This is a genomic window from Novosphingobium sp. (assembly GCF_030699305.1).
Lineage (GTDB): Bacteria > Pseudomonadota > Alphaproteobacteria > Sphingomonadales > Sphingomonadaceae > Novosphingobium.
Genome location: NZ_JAUYNB010000010.1, coordinates 171,585 through 184,361, shown reverse-complemented (window position 1 = coordinate 184,361; position 12,777 = coordinate 171,585). Strand labels below are relative to the sequence as shown.

General features: G+C 64.7%; 18 protein-coding genes. 7 read left to right on the top strand and 11 right to left on the bottom strand.

Going from position 1 to position 12,777, the window contains the following annotated elements; all coding sequences use genetic code 11:
- Positions 1 to 6: 6 nt before the first annotated feature.
- The 3 genes from Q8Q53_RS03645 to Q8Q53_RS03635 are packed head-to-tail and all read left to right on the top strand — an operon-like array spanning position 7 to position 2,934.
- Entirely contained in the window at positions 7 to 2,112 is a 2,106-nt protein-coding gene (locus tag Q8Q53_RS03645; protein ID WP_305700391.1) for a S9 family peptidase, read from the top strand.
- A gap of 4 nt (positions 2,113 to 2,116) precedes the next feature.
- Entirely contained in the window at positions 2,117 to 2,551 is a 435-nt protein-coding gene (locus tag Q8Q53_RS03640; protein ID WP_305700390.1) for a thioesterase family protein, read from the top strand.
- Entirely contained in the window at positions 2,548 to 2,934 is a 387-nt protein-coding gene (locus Q8Q53_RS03635) for a ferredoxin (RefSeq protein WP_305700389.1), read from the top strand. Before Q8Q53_RS03640 ends, Q8Q53_RS03635 begins: the two co-directional genes overlap by 4 nt.
- On the opposite strand, the gene Q8Q53_RS03630 is transcribed toward Q8Q53_RS03635, so the two are convergent.
- Positions 2,931 to 3,221 (bottom strand): hypothetical protein, encoded by a 291-nt coding sequence (locus Q8Q53_RS03630; protein WP_305700388.1) that lies wholly within the window; start codon positions 3,219 to 3,221, stop codon positions 2,931 to 2,933. The two genes, Q8Q53_RS03635 and Q8Q53_RS03630, sit on opposite strands and share 4 nt — an antisense overlap.
- A 160-nt stretch (positions 3,222 to 3,381) precedes the next feature.
- On the opposite strand from Q8Q53_RS03630, the gene Q8Q53_RS03625 reads away from it, so the two are divergent.
- Genes Q8Q53_RS03625 through xth form a run of 3 tightly spaced genes read left to right on the top strand, consistent with a single transcriptional unit; the run spans position 3,382 to position 4,962 of the window.
- On the top strand, positions 3,382 to 3,810 hold the full coding sequence (locus tag Q8Q53_RS03625; protein WP_305700387.1) for a CBS domain-containing protein: 429 nt from the start codon (positions 3,382 to 3,384) through the stop codon (positions 3,808 to 3,810).
- 43 nt (positions 3,811 to 3,853) lie between these two features.
- Entirely contained in the window at positions 3,854 to 4,186 is a 333-nt protein-coding gene (gene erpA / locus Q8Q53_RS03620) for an iron-sulfur cluster insertion protein ErpA (protein ID WP_305700386.1), read from the top strand.
- Positions 4,186 to 4,962: an exodeoxyribonuclease III gene (gene xth / locus Q8Q53_RS03615; protein ID WP_305700385.1), complete on the top strand. Its 777-nt coding sequence runs from the start codon at positions 4,186 to 4,188 to the stop codon at positions 4,960 to 4,962. The genes erpA and xth overlap by 1 nt, the downstream gene beginning before the upstream one ends.
- Before the next feature lie 63 nt (positions 4,963 to 5,025).
- On the opposite strand, the gene Q8Q53_RS03610 is transcribed toward xth, so the two are convergent.
- The 10 genes from Q8Q53_RS03610 to Q8Q53_RS03565 form a co-directional block, all read right to left on the bottom strand.
- Positions 5,026 to 5,622 (bottom strand): cell wall hydrolase, encoded by a 597-nt coding sequence (locus Q8Q53_RS03610; protein ID WP_305700384.1) that lies wholly within the window; start codon positions 5,620 to 5,622, stop codon positions 5,026 to 5,028.
- A 208-nt stretch (positions 5,623 to 5,830) separates the two neighbouring features.
- Positions 5,831 to 6,154 carry a DUF1491 family protein gene (locus Q8Q53_RS03605; RefSeq protein ID WP_305700383.1) on the bottom strand — a complete coding sequence of 108 codons (324 nt, stop codon included), beginning with the start codon at positions 6,152 to 6,154 and terminating at the stop codon, positions 5,831 to 5,833.
- 6 nt (positions 6,155 to 6,160) lie between these two features.
- Entirely contained in the window at positions 6,161 to 6,649 is a 489-nt protein-coding gene (locus tag Q8Q53_RS03600; protein ID WP_305700382.1) for a PaaI family thioesterase, read from the bottom strand.
- On the bottom strand, positions 6,624 to 7,085 hold the full coding sequence (locus Q8Q53_RS03595; protein ID WP_305700381.1) for a PTS sugar transporter subunit IIA: 462 nt from the start codon (positions 7,083 to 7,085) through the stop codon (positions 6,624 to 6,626). The genes Q8Q53_RS03600 and Q8Q53_RS03595 overlap by 26 nt, the downstream gene beginning before the upstream one ends.
- Before the next feature lie 135 nt (positions 7,086 to 7,220).
- Positions 7,221 to 7,787, bottom strand: a complete 567-nt coding sequence (gene hpf, locus Q8Q53_RS03590) for a ribosome hibernation-promoting factor, HPF/YfiA family (RefSeq protein ID WP_305700380.1) — start codon at positions 7,785 to 7,787, stop codon at positions 7,221 to 7,223.
- A 35-nt stretch (positions 7,788 to 7,822) separates the two neighbouring features.
- Entirely contained in the window at positions 7,823 to 8,506 is a 684-nt protein-coding gene (dnaQ, locus tag Q8Q53_RS03585; RefSeq protein ID WP_305700379.1) for a DNA polymerase III subunit epsilon, read from the bottom strand.
- Between the two features lie 50 nt (positions 8,507 to 8,556).
- Complete coding sequence (gene coaE, locus Q8Q53_RS03580) at positions 8,557 to 9,162, bottom strand: dephospho-CoA kinase (RefSeq protein WP_305700378.1); 606 nt, start codon at positions 9,160 to 9,162, stop codon at positions 8,557 to 8,559.
- A complete protein-coding gene (gene aroE, locus Q8Q53_RS03575; RefSeq protein ID WP_305700377.1) occupies positions 9,159 to 10,016 on the bottom strand; it encodes a shikimate dehydrogenase in 858 nt (285 codons plus the stop codon). Before aroE ends, coaE begins: the two co-directional genes overlap by 4 nt.
- Complete coding sequence (locus Q8Q53_RS03570) at positions 10,013 to 10,597, bottom strand: nucleoside triphosphate pyrophosphatase (protein ID WP_305700376.1); 585 nt, start codon at positions 10,595 to 10,597, stop codon at positions 10,013 to 10,015. Before Q8Q53_RS03570 ends, aroE begins: the two co-directional genes overlap by 4 nt.
- Positions 10,597 to 11,427, bottom strand: a complete 831-nt coding sequence (locus Q8Q53_RS03565; protein WP_305700375.1) for a pyruvate, water dikinase regulatory protein — start codon at positions 11,425 to 11,427, stop codon at positions 10,597 to 10,599. Before Q8Q53_RS03565 ends, Q8Q53_RS03570 begins: the two co-directional genes overlap by 1 nt.
- Before the next feature lie 310 nt (positions 11,428 to 11,737).
- Between Q8Q53_RS03565 and hemE the strand changes: the two genes are divergently transcribed.
- Positions 11,738 to 12,763 (top strand): uroporphyrinogen decarboxylase, encoded by a 1,026-nt coding sequence (hemE, locus tag Q8Q53_RS03560; protein WP_305700374.1) that lies wholly within the window; start codon positions 11,738 to 11,740, stop codon positions 12,761 to 12,763.
- Positions 12,764 to 12,777 lie beyond the last annotated feature (14 nt).

The following is a 12,777-nucleotide window of genomic DNA, read 5'->3' as shown; positions in this document are numbered from 1 at the left end:
GGCAGGATGAAGCACATCACGACCGCGCTCGGCGCGCTGACTATCGCCCTGACTTTCACCGCACTGCCCGCCATGGCCGAAACCCGGCCGATGAACGCGCAGGACCTTGTCACGCTGAAGCGCATCGGCGCACCCGCCGTATCGCCCGATGGGCAAACCGTGGTGTTCCAGCAGACCGATACCGATCCGGCCAGCTACAAGCGCACGCCCGGCCTGTGGCGCGTGCCCGCCGGGGGCGGCACGGCCGTGCGGATTGCCGACCTGCCCGACGCCGGCGAAAGCGCGCCGGCCTTCAGCCCGGACGGCCAGCGGCTCTATTTCCTGTCCGGCCAGTCGGGCACGGACCAGCTGTGGTTCCTGGACCTGACCAATCCTGCCGCTGCTCCTGTCCAGGCCAGCACGTTCAAGGCCGATGTCGCCGGATACCTGCTCTCCCCCGATGGCCGGCGCGTGCTGGTCTGGGGCGATGTCGCGCGCGATTGCCCGACACTGGACTGTGATGCCGGTGGCGATACCAGCCAGCCCGGTCCCGGCACGGGCCGCCTCTATCGCGACGGGACGGGCTTCGTCCGGCACTGGGACAGCTGGGAAACCCCCGGCACCTACAGTCGCGCGTTTGCGCTGACGCTGGGCACAGACGGCAGGGTGACCGGCGATGCCACCGCGCTGGATGGCCCGCCCGGAACCCTGACCGGCGATACCCCGTCAAAGCCGATGGGCGGGGCTGAGGAAATTGCATGGCAGGCTGATTCCAGGGGTGCGTTCTTTGCCGCCCGGCAAGCCGACCGGCATGAGCCGCTGTCCACCAATCTGGACATCTGGCACGCCCCGCTGGACGGCACCGCGCCCCACAACCTGACAGCGGACAACAAGGCCACCGATACGCTCCCCGCCGCCTCGCCCGATGGCAAGTGGCTGGCCTGGGCCGCGATGGAGCGGCCGGGTTACGAGGCCGACCGGCTGATCGTGCAGTTGCTCAACCTCAAAACCGGGCAAAAGCGCGCGCTGACGGCGGGCTGGGACCGCTCGGTCAGTTCGCTCGCCTGGACGCCCGATTCAAGAGCCCTGATCGCGACCGCGCAGGACGTGCTCGATACGCCCGCGTTCCGCATCGACATCGCCAGCGGCAGGGTAGAGCGGCTGAAGCTGGCCCCCAAGGGGCTGGCCGAAGCGCACGTCGCCAATGTCGTGCCGCTGAAGGACGGGCGGATCGTGTTCACCCGCGATGCCATTGCCGGGCCGGCGGAAGTCCTGATCGCAGCCAGGGGCAAGCCCGCCACGGCGCTGAGCCGGGCCAACGCCGACGCACTCACCGCGCTCACCCCGGTCGAATCCACCCGGTTCAGCTTTGCCGGGGCGCAAGGGGCAACAGTGTGGGGGCAGATCCACAAGCCTGCCGGTGCGGCTGGCAAACTGCCGGTGCTGCTGTTCGTCCACGGCGGGCCGCAAGGCAGCTATAACGATTCCTGGTCCTCGCGCTGGAACCCGCGCCTGTTCGCGGCGCAGGGCTATGCGGTAGTGTCGGTCGATTTCCACGGCTCCACCGGATACGGGCAAGCCTTTACCGATGCGATCAACCGCGATTGGGGCGGGAAGCCGCTGGAAGACCTGAAGCAGGGGCTGGACGCCGCGCTGGCCAGGGATTCCGCACTGGATGGCACCCGCACCTGCGCGCTGGGGGCGTCCTATGGCGGCTACATGATGAACTGGATCCAGAGCGAATGGGCCGACCGGTTCCAGTGCCTGGTCAACCACAACGGCGTGTTCGACAATCGCGGCATGGCCTATTCGACCGAGGAGCTGTGGTTCACCGAGTGGGAACACGGCGGCAAGCCTTATCATGAAGCGCCGGACGAATACGAAAAGTGGAACCCGGCCAGCCGCGTGGCCCAATGGCAGACGCCGATGCTGGTGGTGCTGGGCGAAAAGGATTACCGCATCCCCTACAGCCAGGGACTGGGGGCGTTCACCGCCTTGCAGCGCAAGGGGGTTCCGGCCGAGCTGCTGGTCTTCCCGGACGAGAACCACTGGGTGCTCAAGCCGAAAAACTCGCTGCAATGGCACCAGACAGTGTTCAGCTGGCTCGACCGCTGGCTGAAGTCGGGGAAATAGGCCGATGCCCCGTCCCGATCCCGCGCTGCTGAACGCGGCGCGCTATCCGTTCCGGCTGGAAACGACCACGCGGTTTGCCGATGTCGATCCCAACCAGCACCTCAACAACGTCGCGCTGGCGGCGATGATGGAAGATGGGCGGGTGCGGTTCAACTTTGCGATCGGGTTTCGCGAGGCGATTGCCCCGCGCCGTGCCATGGTGGCGAGCATGGGGATCGAATATCTGGCGCAAGGGTATTTCCCCGATCCGGTCGAAGTGTGCTGCGCCATCGAGGGGGTGGGCCGGACCAGTTTCGCCATCATCCAGCTGCTGTCGCAAGGCGGGCAGAACGTGGCGTTCGCGCGGTCGATCATCGTCTGCACCGATGGTGATACCCCCTCCCCCATTCCCGACGCGTTCCGCACCCACCTGCTCAGCGACTGGACCCTGAAGGAATGACCGCTGATTCTGAGGAACTGGCCCGCGCCCGCGCGGCGCTGACAAGCTGCGGAGGCGACGGCATTCGCCGCCACATCTTCCTTTGCGCCGAACCGCAGAAGGGCGAATGCTGCTCTGCGGCAGTAGGTGCGCCCGCGTGGAAGTTCCTGAAAAAACGGCTGAAGGAACTGGGGCTGGACCGTGATGGCGGCATCGCCCGGACCAAGGCGGATTGCCTGAAGATCTGCGCGGCTGGTCCGGTCGCCGTCGTCTGGCCGGACGGGGTCTGGTATCATTCCTGCACCCCGCCCGTGCTGGAACGGATTATCCAGGAACATCTGATCGGGGGTGTGCCGGTGGAGGAGTTCCGGCTGCGACCGGAAGCCGCTGACCAGACCGCCTAGCGCCGTTTCTCGATCTCGGTCGGGTCGATCACGGATTCATCGTGACCCGTGCCACTGGACAGGAACACCAGTCCCATCAGCGCCCCCACCATCATCACGATGCCGACCGTACCAACGGCAGACGCCAGATAGACGTGGAGCGAACTGAACCCGAAGCTGGGCCACAGCCACGCCTCAACCACGATCACGCAGACGAGCGAGGCCCAGCCCCAGCCGCGCATGATGCGGCGGAACCGCGCCCAGGCAAACGCCGCCCCTTCGGGCGTATCAAGGCTTGAACGATGCATAGTGCGGCGCTTTTGCGCCCTCCGCCGCGCGGCCGCAACCCGGCATTTGGCCCGGCATTTGGCCCGGCATTTGGCCCGCATTCACCCCGCATTTGCACGGTCTGGCGTTACCCCGCGAATCATGAGAAGCTGAGGCAACAACAGGAGCGGGAGAGGTTCCATGACCATTGCACGGCTGATCGAAGGGCGAAGCGGGGAAGTCGTCAGTTGCGATGCGACGCTAAGCGTGCGCGAAGCGGTCGCGATTCTGGCGGAACGGCGCATCGGGGCGCTGCCGGTTTTCGCCGATGGCAAGATCGCCGGGATCTTCTCCGAACGTGATGTGGTCTATCAGTTGGCGGCAAACGGTCCGGCCATGCTCAGCCAGCCGGTCAGTTCCGCGATGACCGCCCCGGCCATTACCGTCTCACCCCACACCGACGTGCTGGAAGCGCTGGGGCTGATGACCCGGCGGCGGATTCGCCACCTGCCGGTGGTCGATGGCGGGACGGTTGTCGGCTTCGTGTCGATTGGCGATCTGGTGAAATACCGGATCGACCGGATCGAATCCGAAGCAAACGCAATGCGCAGCTATATCCAGAGCGCCTGAGGGCGTCCTTGCCGCACGGACCGAAGCGCCCTACATCGGCGGGATGGACGCTCAAACGATGACTCTCAGCCCGTCTGCCGCTGCCCGTGTGGCCGCGATTGCCGCCAAACAGGGCAAGCCCGCAATCCTGCGCCTGTCGGTCGAAGGGGGCGGGTGCTCCGGGTTCCAGTACAAGTTCGGTCTGGCCGACGCCGCGGATGGCGATGACCTGATGGTCAAAACCGATGGCGTCGCACTGGTGGTCGATCCGGTCAGTCTGGATCTGGTCGCCGGGGCAGAGGTGGACTACGTCGAATCGCTGGGCGGTGCGGCGTTCCGGGTGACCAACCCCAATGCGGCTTCGGGCTGCGGTTGTGGTTCCAGCTTCGCGATCTGATGAAAATCGCCGCGTACAATATCAACGGCATCAAGGCCCGGCTGCCGCGCCTGCTGGAATGGCTGGAAGAAACCCGCCCGGCCGTCGCCTGCCTTCAGGAAATCAAGACCCAGGATGAAGGCTTTCCCGCCGAAGAGTTTGAACGGCTGGGCTATCACGCGATCTGGCATGGTCAGAAAAGCTTCAACGGCGTCGCGATCCTGGCCGACGGGACCAGGCCGGTGGAAGTCATGCGCGGGCTGCCGGGCGATCCGGCGGATGAACAGTCCCGCTATCTCGAAGCGGACGTGTTCGGGGTGCGGGTAGCGTGCATCTATCTGCCCAACGGCAATCCGCAGCCGGGGCCGAAGTTCGATTACAAGCTGGCCTGGATGGAGCGGCTGCGCGCGCGCATGGCGGCGATCAAGGCCGAAGAGGTGCCCGCGATCGTGACCGGTGATTTCAACGTCATTCCGACCGACGCCGATATCTGGTCGCCCCGCGCGATGGCCGATGATGCGCTGATGCAGCCTGCATCACGCGATGGCTATCTGCGGCTGCTCAATGATGGCTGGACCGATGCCATCGCCACCCACAATCCGCGCGGCGGGGTATGGACATACTGGGACTATCAGGCCGGAGCCTGGCAGCGTGATCACGGGTTCCGGATTGACCATGCCCTGCTCTCGCCGGAACTGGCCGACCGGCTGGAAGCGTGCGGCGTCGACAAGGACCATCGCGGCCGGGAAAAGGCCAGCGACCACGCGCCGATGTGGGTCAAGCTGCGCCCCGAATAACGCGGCAGCGGCATGAAAAAGGGGCCGGATTGCCCGGCCCCTTTTGAACTGATCCGCGAAGGCTCAGCGGTAAAAAATGTGATTATCCACCCGCGCCAGGCGCTTCAGGCGCCAGCCGGGCGAGACGTACGTCGCGTGAAAGAACAGCGCACCTTCGACCGGGCTGCGCCAGGTGCCTTCATTCGCGATCTGGGCGATTGCCACCGCCTCTTTCCATTCGGCCGACTGCTTGCGGACATAGGGCAGGGCGTTGCCGCGCACGAACGAGAACTGCGACGGCTGGAACACAACGCCGCAATAGCTGCCGGGGAAGCGGCCCGATTTGGACCGGGCAACAACCACCCGGCCCACGGCCAGCTGGCCGGCCAGAGTTTCACCCTTGGATTCGAAATAGATCGCGCCGGCGAGGCAGTTCAGCTCGCTCGACAATTCCTGGGGATAGGGCTGCGTTGCGACCAGTTCAGCCAGCGAGTCAGCGGCGTCGGATTCAACCGAGGCGACTTGCGGCACTTGAAGCTGGATTTCGGGGATTGGTTCCTGGGGAATGGCCACGGGATCGAGGCTTTCCGCAGCGGCGCCGGAACCATTGGCGCTGACAAGTATGGTTGTCATCATGGCCGCCACGGCAAACGCGCTGGCCTTGTTCAGTTTACTGCTCATCAATACATCAAAACGGGCGGTGAACGCGCCTGACGCAGAGTGGTGAGGATGGGGCCGAATGACCCTGAAACCCTCAATCCAGCCCTGCCGACTGTCCCCCGTCTGCGTGCTGGCGAACCGGGCCGATTGCCCGAATGCGCTGCCTCCGCATCAAAACGTTCGCGCCCCTAGATGCCGCAATGCAACAAAGTCAACCCACCCAACCTTGCTATCGGATGAACCGTTCTCCATCCGCGATATCCAGTTCGACAATCCACAGATCCGGGTCCTGCGCCCCGCGCCGATCCAGCCATTCATAAAATTGCTGTTTGTTTTCAGGAGTTTCCGCATTTGACTTCTGCCAGGAGCGGGGGCCGGACGGCCCCGGCATCCGTTCAAAAACCCGCGCATTTCCGCCGCGTTCGGTCAATACCAGCAGGATCGTCCCGGCATCATGCTCACCCTTTTGCAGCACGCTGGCAAAGCCGCCTTCGGCATTCGCGCGGCGAATCATCGCGCTGACTTCGATGTGGGCTGGCAGGCGCGGCTCCACGCCCGGTCAGCCGACCAGACCGGCGGCGTAACCCGGCAGACTGGACAAGGCGATCCGGCTGCGCTGGAACGTCCCGGTGCCGCGGCCAATTTCCTCTCCGTCCCGATCAATCAGGCGGGATTCGGCCACCAGCACGCGGCGGCGGCCGGAAACCCAGCGCCCCTCGGCAATGACCCGCCCCACTTTGACCGGGCGCGAAAAGTGCAGGTTGAAGGATGTGGTCAGCAGGAACTTGTCCGTTACCAGCGTGTTTGCGGCATAGAATGCGGCGTCATCCAGCATCTTGAAATAGATCGTGCCATGCGCCGCACCGGCCGCGTGATAGCAGCGCTCATCAATGTCGAACGCAATCCGCGCCGTGCCTTCACCGGTGATGGCCAGGGTCGAGGCGAACAGGCTGTTGACGGGAGCCGAAGCATACAGCCCCTCCAGCGCGCGCCAGTGCAGCGCCGCGCCGGCGGGGGCTGCTTCAGGCAACGTTGCGGTCAATGTCATTGGCAATCAGCGAATAGATCGCCTCGGCCCCTGGCGCTTCGGTCAGGGCGGTGTGCATCTGTTCATTGCGCATCATCCGGCTGATCGCGGCGAGCGCGTGCAGATGCGCCGCTCCCGCCGATTCGGGCGATAGCAGCCCGAACACCATTTCCACCGGCATGCCGTCCGCTGCATCGAACGCCACTGGCGACGTCAGCCGAAAGAACACCGCCACTGGACGGGCAAGATCGGGAATGCGGGCGTGCGGGATGGCGACACCGCGGCCAAAGCCGGTGCTGCCCAGTTTCTCCCGTTCTTCGATCCGTTCCAGCACAACGGCCGGATCGAGCTGGTAGACCTGGGCAAAGCAGTGCGCAAGCTGGTCCAGAATGGCCTGTTTGCTGTCTGCATCGATCGTGCCGACAGCTTCGGGCGTAAGCGTGAAAAGTGCGGTCATGGAAAGGCCCGTGTCCCAAAGTTGCCGGATCCGGCAAGTGCAGGGGAAAGGGGCAGGATTGGAAACCCGGCGCGGCTGCACCGTCAATTTCCTGCCCCTCACCCCTTCAGAATGACCGCGCCTTTACGCGTTCATTCAGGAAGGTTCAACCCAGCCGATTGAACCGTCCCCGCGGCGGTAGACCATGTTGTAGGTGCCGGTACCCGCATTCTTGAACAACAGCGCGTTGGTGTTGCGCAGGTCGAGCATCATCACCGCGTCCGAGACCGTCGATTCAGGCACGTCGACCCGGGTTTCGGCAATCACGACCGGCGCATCGACGGTCACCTCCTCCGCATCCGGCTCCGGCTCGACAAACACGGTATAAGCGGCTTCTTCCTGCCGCATGGCATGGGCGGTCTGTTCATGCCGGTCGTTGATCCGGCGCTTGTAGCGGCGCAGCTGCTTGTCGATCTTTTCAGCCGCGACATCGAGCGCGGCGTGCGCCTCGTGCGCAACCCCGGCAGCCTTCAGGATCAGGCCCTGCATCACGTGCATCACGATATCGCAGCGGAACGCGCCCGCCGGGGCGCGATTGAAGGTCACGTGTGCGGAAATCGTGCCGACAAAGTACTTGGCGGCGATGGCGGTCATCCGCTCTTGCGCATGGACCTGCAGCGCTTCACCAGTTTCAACCTGGTGGCCGGAAACGCGGATATCCATAAGTACCTTCTCCTGTCTTAATCAGCCGATCCGAATCAGTCGTTCCATAGCGGTGACTTTACCGATTCGAGGAAAGCGGCGTGCGCCGCCAGCTCTGCCTCGCTCGCCCGATGTGGACGTGCGGGGCGGAACACACGGTCGCGCACCGGCATGGCTGCCGGGGCGACGATCGATTCTTGCCGGGAACCAGCCAGTTCAAGGCCAATCTGGCGGCCCCCGGTGAGTTCCACGTAAACTTGCGCCAGCAGTTCGGCGTCGAGCAGCGCGCCGTGCATGGTGCGGTGGCTGCGATCGATCCCGTAACGCGTGCACAGCGCATCAAGGCTGAGCTTCGCACCGGGGTGGCGGACCCGCGCCAGCGCCACGGTATCAATCATCCGCGTCTTGCTGACCGGTTCCAGCCCGCAGGCTTCGAGTTCGGCGTTGATGAACCCGAAATCGAACCCGGCATTGTGCGCGACCAGCATCGAATCGCCGATGAAGTCCAGAAACGCAGCCGCTTTTTCATGGAAGCGCGGCTTGTCCGACAGGAATGCCGCCGACAGGCCGTGCACCGCTTCGGCCGCAGCGGGCATATCGCGATCAGGGTTGATGTAGCAGTGGAATGTCGCACCGGTGGTGACCCGGTTGACCATTTCGATACAGCCGATCTCAACCAGGCGGTCACCGTTTCTGGGATCAAGTCCAGTCGTTTCGGTATCGAAGATAATTTCACGCATTACGCACAAGACATGGGCCTGTCAGGGCACCTAGGCAAGGGGGTGAAACCCTATTTTTGACCGCCGATGATCGCATGAATCAACCGCTGCACCGCATGGCGCGTTTCGGCCAGCGAGGTTCCGGTATCGATCACATGATCGGCCCGTGCGCGCTTGTCCGCATCGGGCACTTGCAGCGCTAGGATCCGCTCAAACTTCTCCTCGGTCATGCCGGGGCGGGCCAGCACGCGGGCCCGCTGCATTTCCGCCGGGGCGGACACGACCGCAACCGCATCGACCGCTTTCCAGCCGTCCTTTTCATACAGCAGCGGCACATCGAACACGATCAGCGGGGCATCGCGATTGTCAGCCAGAAACGCCCGGCGCACTTCGGCCACTTCCGGATGGACGATCATTTCCAGCCGCCCCAGCGCTTCCGGATTGCCGAACACGGCCGCGCCCAGCTTGATCCGGTCGACCCCGTCCGGCCCGGTGGTGCCGGGAAACGCCGCCTCGATCGCGGGGAGCAGCGGTCCGCCCGGACCCTGCAATTCATGCACCACGGCGTCGGCATCGAACACCGGCACGCCCAACCCCCGCAGCATGGCCGCGACGGCCGATTTGCCCATGCCGATCGAGCCGGTCAGACCAAGAATAAACGGGCGTTGTTCAGTCATGCGGTCAGCACCTTGCGCAGTTCAGCATCGTATTCGCGCGGAGCGGGCGCGGCAAAGAACCGTTCGAACGCTGCCGCCGCCTGTCCGATCAGCATCGCCAGCCCATCAACCGTTGCCAGTCCGCGCTGGCGGGCTTCGACCAGCAACGGGGTGTCGAGCGGATGCGTGACAATGTCATAGACCACGCTGCCGGGTGGAACGTGGCTGAAATCCAGCTCCAGCGGCGGGTTGCCAGCCATGCCCAGCGGGCTGGCATTGATCACCAGGTCCAGGATCTGGTCCCGGTCGTCGAACGCGAAATCGGTGGCGGGGGCAAAGTGGGCGAGTTCCACCGCGTGATGTTCGCCGTTCGGGGCCAGGTCATCCAGCAATGCGCGGGCCTGCGCGGGCTTGCGCGCCGCAACGACCAGCGTGAAGCCCTTGTCCGCGAGCGCGGTGATGATCGCCCGCGCAGCCCCGCCCGCGCCGAAAATCCGCGCCATCCGGTACAGGTGCGTCTGGTCCAGCAGTGACTGGAGCGGCTCCAGAAAGCCGGGGGCGTCGGTGTTGTAGCCGGTCAGCGTGCCGTCGCTGGCCCGCACCACCGTATTCACCGCGCCAATCCGCGCGGCGGCCGGATCGATCCGGTCGAGCAGCGGCATGATCGCCTGCTTGTGCGGCATGGTGACATTGCACCCGCGCCAGTCCGGATCGGCGCGGCGGCGGGCGACGTAATCGGCCAGCCCATCCGCGGCGACATGACAGGCGCGGTAATCGGCCTCGATCCCCAGCTTGCCCAGCCAGAAGCCATGAATCGCAGGGGATTTTGATTGCACGATCGGATCACCGATCACTTCGGCATAGGGGCGGGTCATGCAGGCAGCTCCCCAGCTTCGCGCAGCGCGCCCAGCACGGCCAGCAGCGGCATGCCCAGGACGGTGAAGTGGCTGCCGGTGATCGTTTCGAACAGGTTCACGCCCAGCCCCTCGATCCGGAACACGCCCACGCAGGCGCGCACGTCGGGCCATTCGGCGGCAAGGTAGCGTTCGATGAATCCCTCGGTTAGCGGGCGGACCTGCAACACGGCGCATTCGCCATGCTGCCAGGTCACCGCGCCACCCTGGGCCAGCGCGACCGCGCTGTGCAACCGCATCGCCTGTCCGGAAAAGAACCGCAGATGCTCGGCCGCTTCGGCGCGGCTGCGCGGCTTGTCGAACCGGCGGCCAGCGACTTCGACCAGACTGTCGCTGCCCAGCACCAGCGCGCCGACGTGCTGCGCCGAGACGGCCAGCGCCTTGGCCCGGGCCAGCGCCAGCGCGATTCCATCGGGATCGGCCCCCGCCATGCTGGCCTCAAGCGCGCGTTCATCGACATCGGCGGGGCAGGGGGTGAAAGCCACCCCGGCAGCGGTCAGCATCGCCTGACGCGATGCACTTTGCGATGCGAGCACCAGCATCAGTCGGCCCGGCCATCCTTGGGCGCACGGGATTCGTTGTAAAGGTTGATCACGGCGGCAGCGGTTTCCTCGATCGAGCGGCGGGTGACGTCGATCACGGGCCAGTCGTTATCGGCAAACATCCGCCGTGCATACTGCACTTCGCGCACCACCCGGTCCTGATCGACATAAGCCGTTTCGGGCGCCTGGTTGAGCGAGAGCAGCCGGTTGCGGCGGACCTGAATCAGCCGGTCGGGCGCGGTGGTCAGCCCCACGACCAGTGGATGCTTCAGCCCGAACAGCGCAGTGGGCGGCGGGCTTTCCACCACGACCGGGATGTTCGCGACCTTGAACCCGCGATTGGCGAGATAGATGCTGGTCGGCGTCTTTGACGAGCGTGACACCCCGGCAAGGACGATGTCGGCCTCTTCCCAGTCTTCCCACATCACCCCGTCGTCGTGGGCGATGGTGAACTGGATCGCGTCGACCCGGGCGAAATAGGCCTCGTCCATCATGTGCTGGCGGCCGGGGCGGGCGCGGGGGTGCTGGCCCAGCGCGGATTCCAGCGCTTCGACTGCCGAATCCAACACCGACACGACCGGCAACCCCAGCGCGCGGCACCGTTCCACCAGCTTGCCGCGTAATTCAGTGCTGGCCATGGTATAGAACACCAGCCCCGGATTGCTGGCGATATCGCCCATGATCCGGTCAAGGTGCTGCTGCGAGCGGACCATCGGCCAGAAATGGCGGATCACGTCCGCCCCCTCGAACTGCGCCAGCGCCGCCTTGGCGATGGCTTCCAGCGTTTCGCCGGTGGAATCCGACAGCAGATGCAGGTTGAGACGGGGCATTTTGGCTCCCTGTGGACAATTGGTCGCATAAATCACGGGACAAACCGGGGGACAAGATCCGACATGGATTCCATGCCCATTGACCGGACTCCTGTGCGCCACTTGTGGACAGGTGGAAACTGTTACCCACAGGCTGGGGATAGCCGGGATAACCTTTGCTTGACGCGGGGGGCAACAGAGTCGCCCTGCGCTTGCCCCCTGTTCAGGCCGGGACAAATCAGGCAAGGCGCGGTTGTTCGCGCTATCCACAGGCCAACTACAGTCACATCCTTATAAAAAATCTTAAATGTTATTGGAATGGAATCGTTCGATGCCCGGTTTGCTGCTTGATACCCTGCGTGGTCGGAACGCCAGTCAGCGGCCAGTCTGGCTGATGCGGCAGGCAGGGCGCTATCTGCCGGAATACCGTGCATTGCGGGCCGAAAAGGGCGGATTCCTGCCGTTGGTCTATGACAGCGAAGCTGCGGCAGAGATCACTTTGCAGCCGATCCGGCGGTTCGGGTTCGACGGCGCGATCCTGTTTTCAGACATTCTGATCGTGCCTTACGCCATGGGGCAGGATTTGCAGTTCCTGGCCGGTGAAGGTCCGCACCTGTCCCCCCGGCTGGTCGATACGGCCTTGTCCGCGCTGACAGCCGTGCCAGACCGGCTCAGCCCGATCTATGACACCGTCCGGCTGGTCCGCGCCGGATTGGCCGCAGACAAGACCATGCTGGGCTTTGCGGGCAGTGCATGGACCGTCGCGACGTATATGGTGGCGGGCGAGGGCAGCCGCGACCAGCATGAAACGCGCGCCATGGCCTATCGCGATCCGGCGGCGTTCCAGGCGATCATCGACGCCATTGTCGATGTGACCGTGGAATACCTTGCCGGTCAGATCGAAGCGGGCGCCGAAGCGGTGCAACTGTTCGACAGCTGGGCCGGCAGTCTGGCCCCGGAGGAGTTTGAACGCTGGGTAATTGCCCCGAATGCTGCAATCGCCGGACGGATCAAGGCGCGGTATCCGGATGTGCCGGTGATTGGTTTTCCCAAGGGTTCCGGTGAAAAGCTGGCCGCCTATGCCCGTGAAACCGGGGTGGATGCGGTGGGGATCGATGAAACGGTTGACCCGCTGTGGGCGGCCAGAACGCTGCCTGCCGGGCTGCCGGTGCAGGGCAACCTCGATCCGCTGTTGCTGCTGGCCGGCGGGGCAGAGCTGGAACGCCAGACCCTGCGCGTGCTGGACGCGTTTGCGGATCGGCCGCACGTGTTCAATCTGGGCCACGGGATCGGCCAGTTCACCCCGCTGGAGCATGTCGAGGCATTGCTTGCGGTGGTGCGCGGCTGGCGCAAGTAAGCTATCATGGGTTC

What these genes read in the sequence shown, in the direction of transcription:
- hpf (WP_305700380.1), bottom strand. Translation starts at nt 7,787, where the DNA reads ATGGATATCCGCGTTTCCGGCCACCAGGTTGAAACTGGTGAAGCGCTG.
- Q8Q53_RS03570 (WP_305700376.1), bottom strand. Translation starts at nt 10,597, where the DNA reads ATGCTGGTGCTCGCATCGCAAAGTGCATCGCGTCAGGCGATGCTGACC.
- Q8Q53_RS03640 (WP_305700390.1), top strand. Translation starts at nt 2,117, where the DNA reads ATGCCCCGTCCCGATCCCGCGCTGCTGAACGCGGCGCGCTATCCGTTC.
- Q8Q53_RS03630 (WP_305700388.1), bottom strand. Translation starts at nt 3,221, where the DNA reads ATGCATCGTTCAAGCCTTGATACGCCCGAAGGGGCGGCGTTTGCCTGG.
- erpA (WP_305700386.1), top strand. Translation starts at nt 3,854, where the DNA reads ATGGACGCTCAAACGATGACTCTCAGCCCGTCTGCCGCTGCCCGTGTG.
- Q8Q53_RS03645 (WP_305700391.1), top strand. Translation starts at nt 7, where the DNA reads ATGAAGCACATCACGACCGCGCTCGGCGCGCTGACTATCGCCCTGACT.
- xth (WP_305700385.1), top strand. Translation starts at nt 4,186, where the DNA reads ATGAAAATCGCCGCGTACAATATCAACGGCATCAAGGCCCGGCTGCCG.
- Q8Q53_RS03625 (WP_305700387.1), top strand. Translation starts at nt 3,382, where the DNA reads ATGACCATTGCACGGCTGATCGAAGGGCGAAGCGGGGAAGTCGTCAGT.
- dnaQ (WP_305700379.1), bottom strand. Translation starts at nt 8,506, where the DNA reads ATGCGTGAAATTATCTTCGATACCGAAACGACTGGACTTGATCCCAGA.
- coaE (WP_305700378.1), bottom strand. Translation starts at nt 9,162, where the DNA reads ATGACTGAACAACGCCCGTTTATTCTTGGTCTGACCGGCTCGATCGGC.
- hemE (WP_305700374.1), top strand. Translation starts at nt 11,738, where the DNA reads ATGCCCGGTTTGCTGCTTGATACCCTGCGTGGTCGGAACGCCAGTCAG.
- Q8Q53_RS03610 (WP_305700384.1), bottom strand. Translation starts at nt 5,622, where the DNA reads ATGAGCAGTAAACTGAACAAGGCCAGCGCGTTTGCCGTGGCGGCCATG.
- Q8Q53_RS03635 (WP_305700389.1), top strand. Translation starts at nt 2,548, where the DNA reads ATGACCGCTGATTCTGAGGAACTGGCCCGCGCCCGCGCGGCGCTGACA.
- Q8Q53_RS03565 (WP_305700375.1), bottom strand. Translation starts at nt 11,427, where the DNA reads ATGCCCCGTCTCAACCTGCATCTGCTGTCGGATTCCACCGGCGAAACG.
- Q8Q53_RS03595 (WP_305700381.1), bottom strand. Translation starts at nt 7,085, where the DNA reads ATGACCGCACTTTTCACGCTTACGCCCGAAGCTGTCGGCACGATCGAT.
- Q8Q53_RS03600 (WP_305700382.1), bottom strand. Translation starts at nt 6,649, where the DNA reads ATGACATTGACCGCAACGTTGCCTGAAGCAGCCCCCGCCGGCGCGGCG.
- aroE (WP_305700377.1), bottom strand. Translation starts at nt 10,016, where the DNA reads ATGACCCGCCCCTATGCCGAAGTGATCGGTGATCCGATCGTGCAATCA.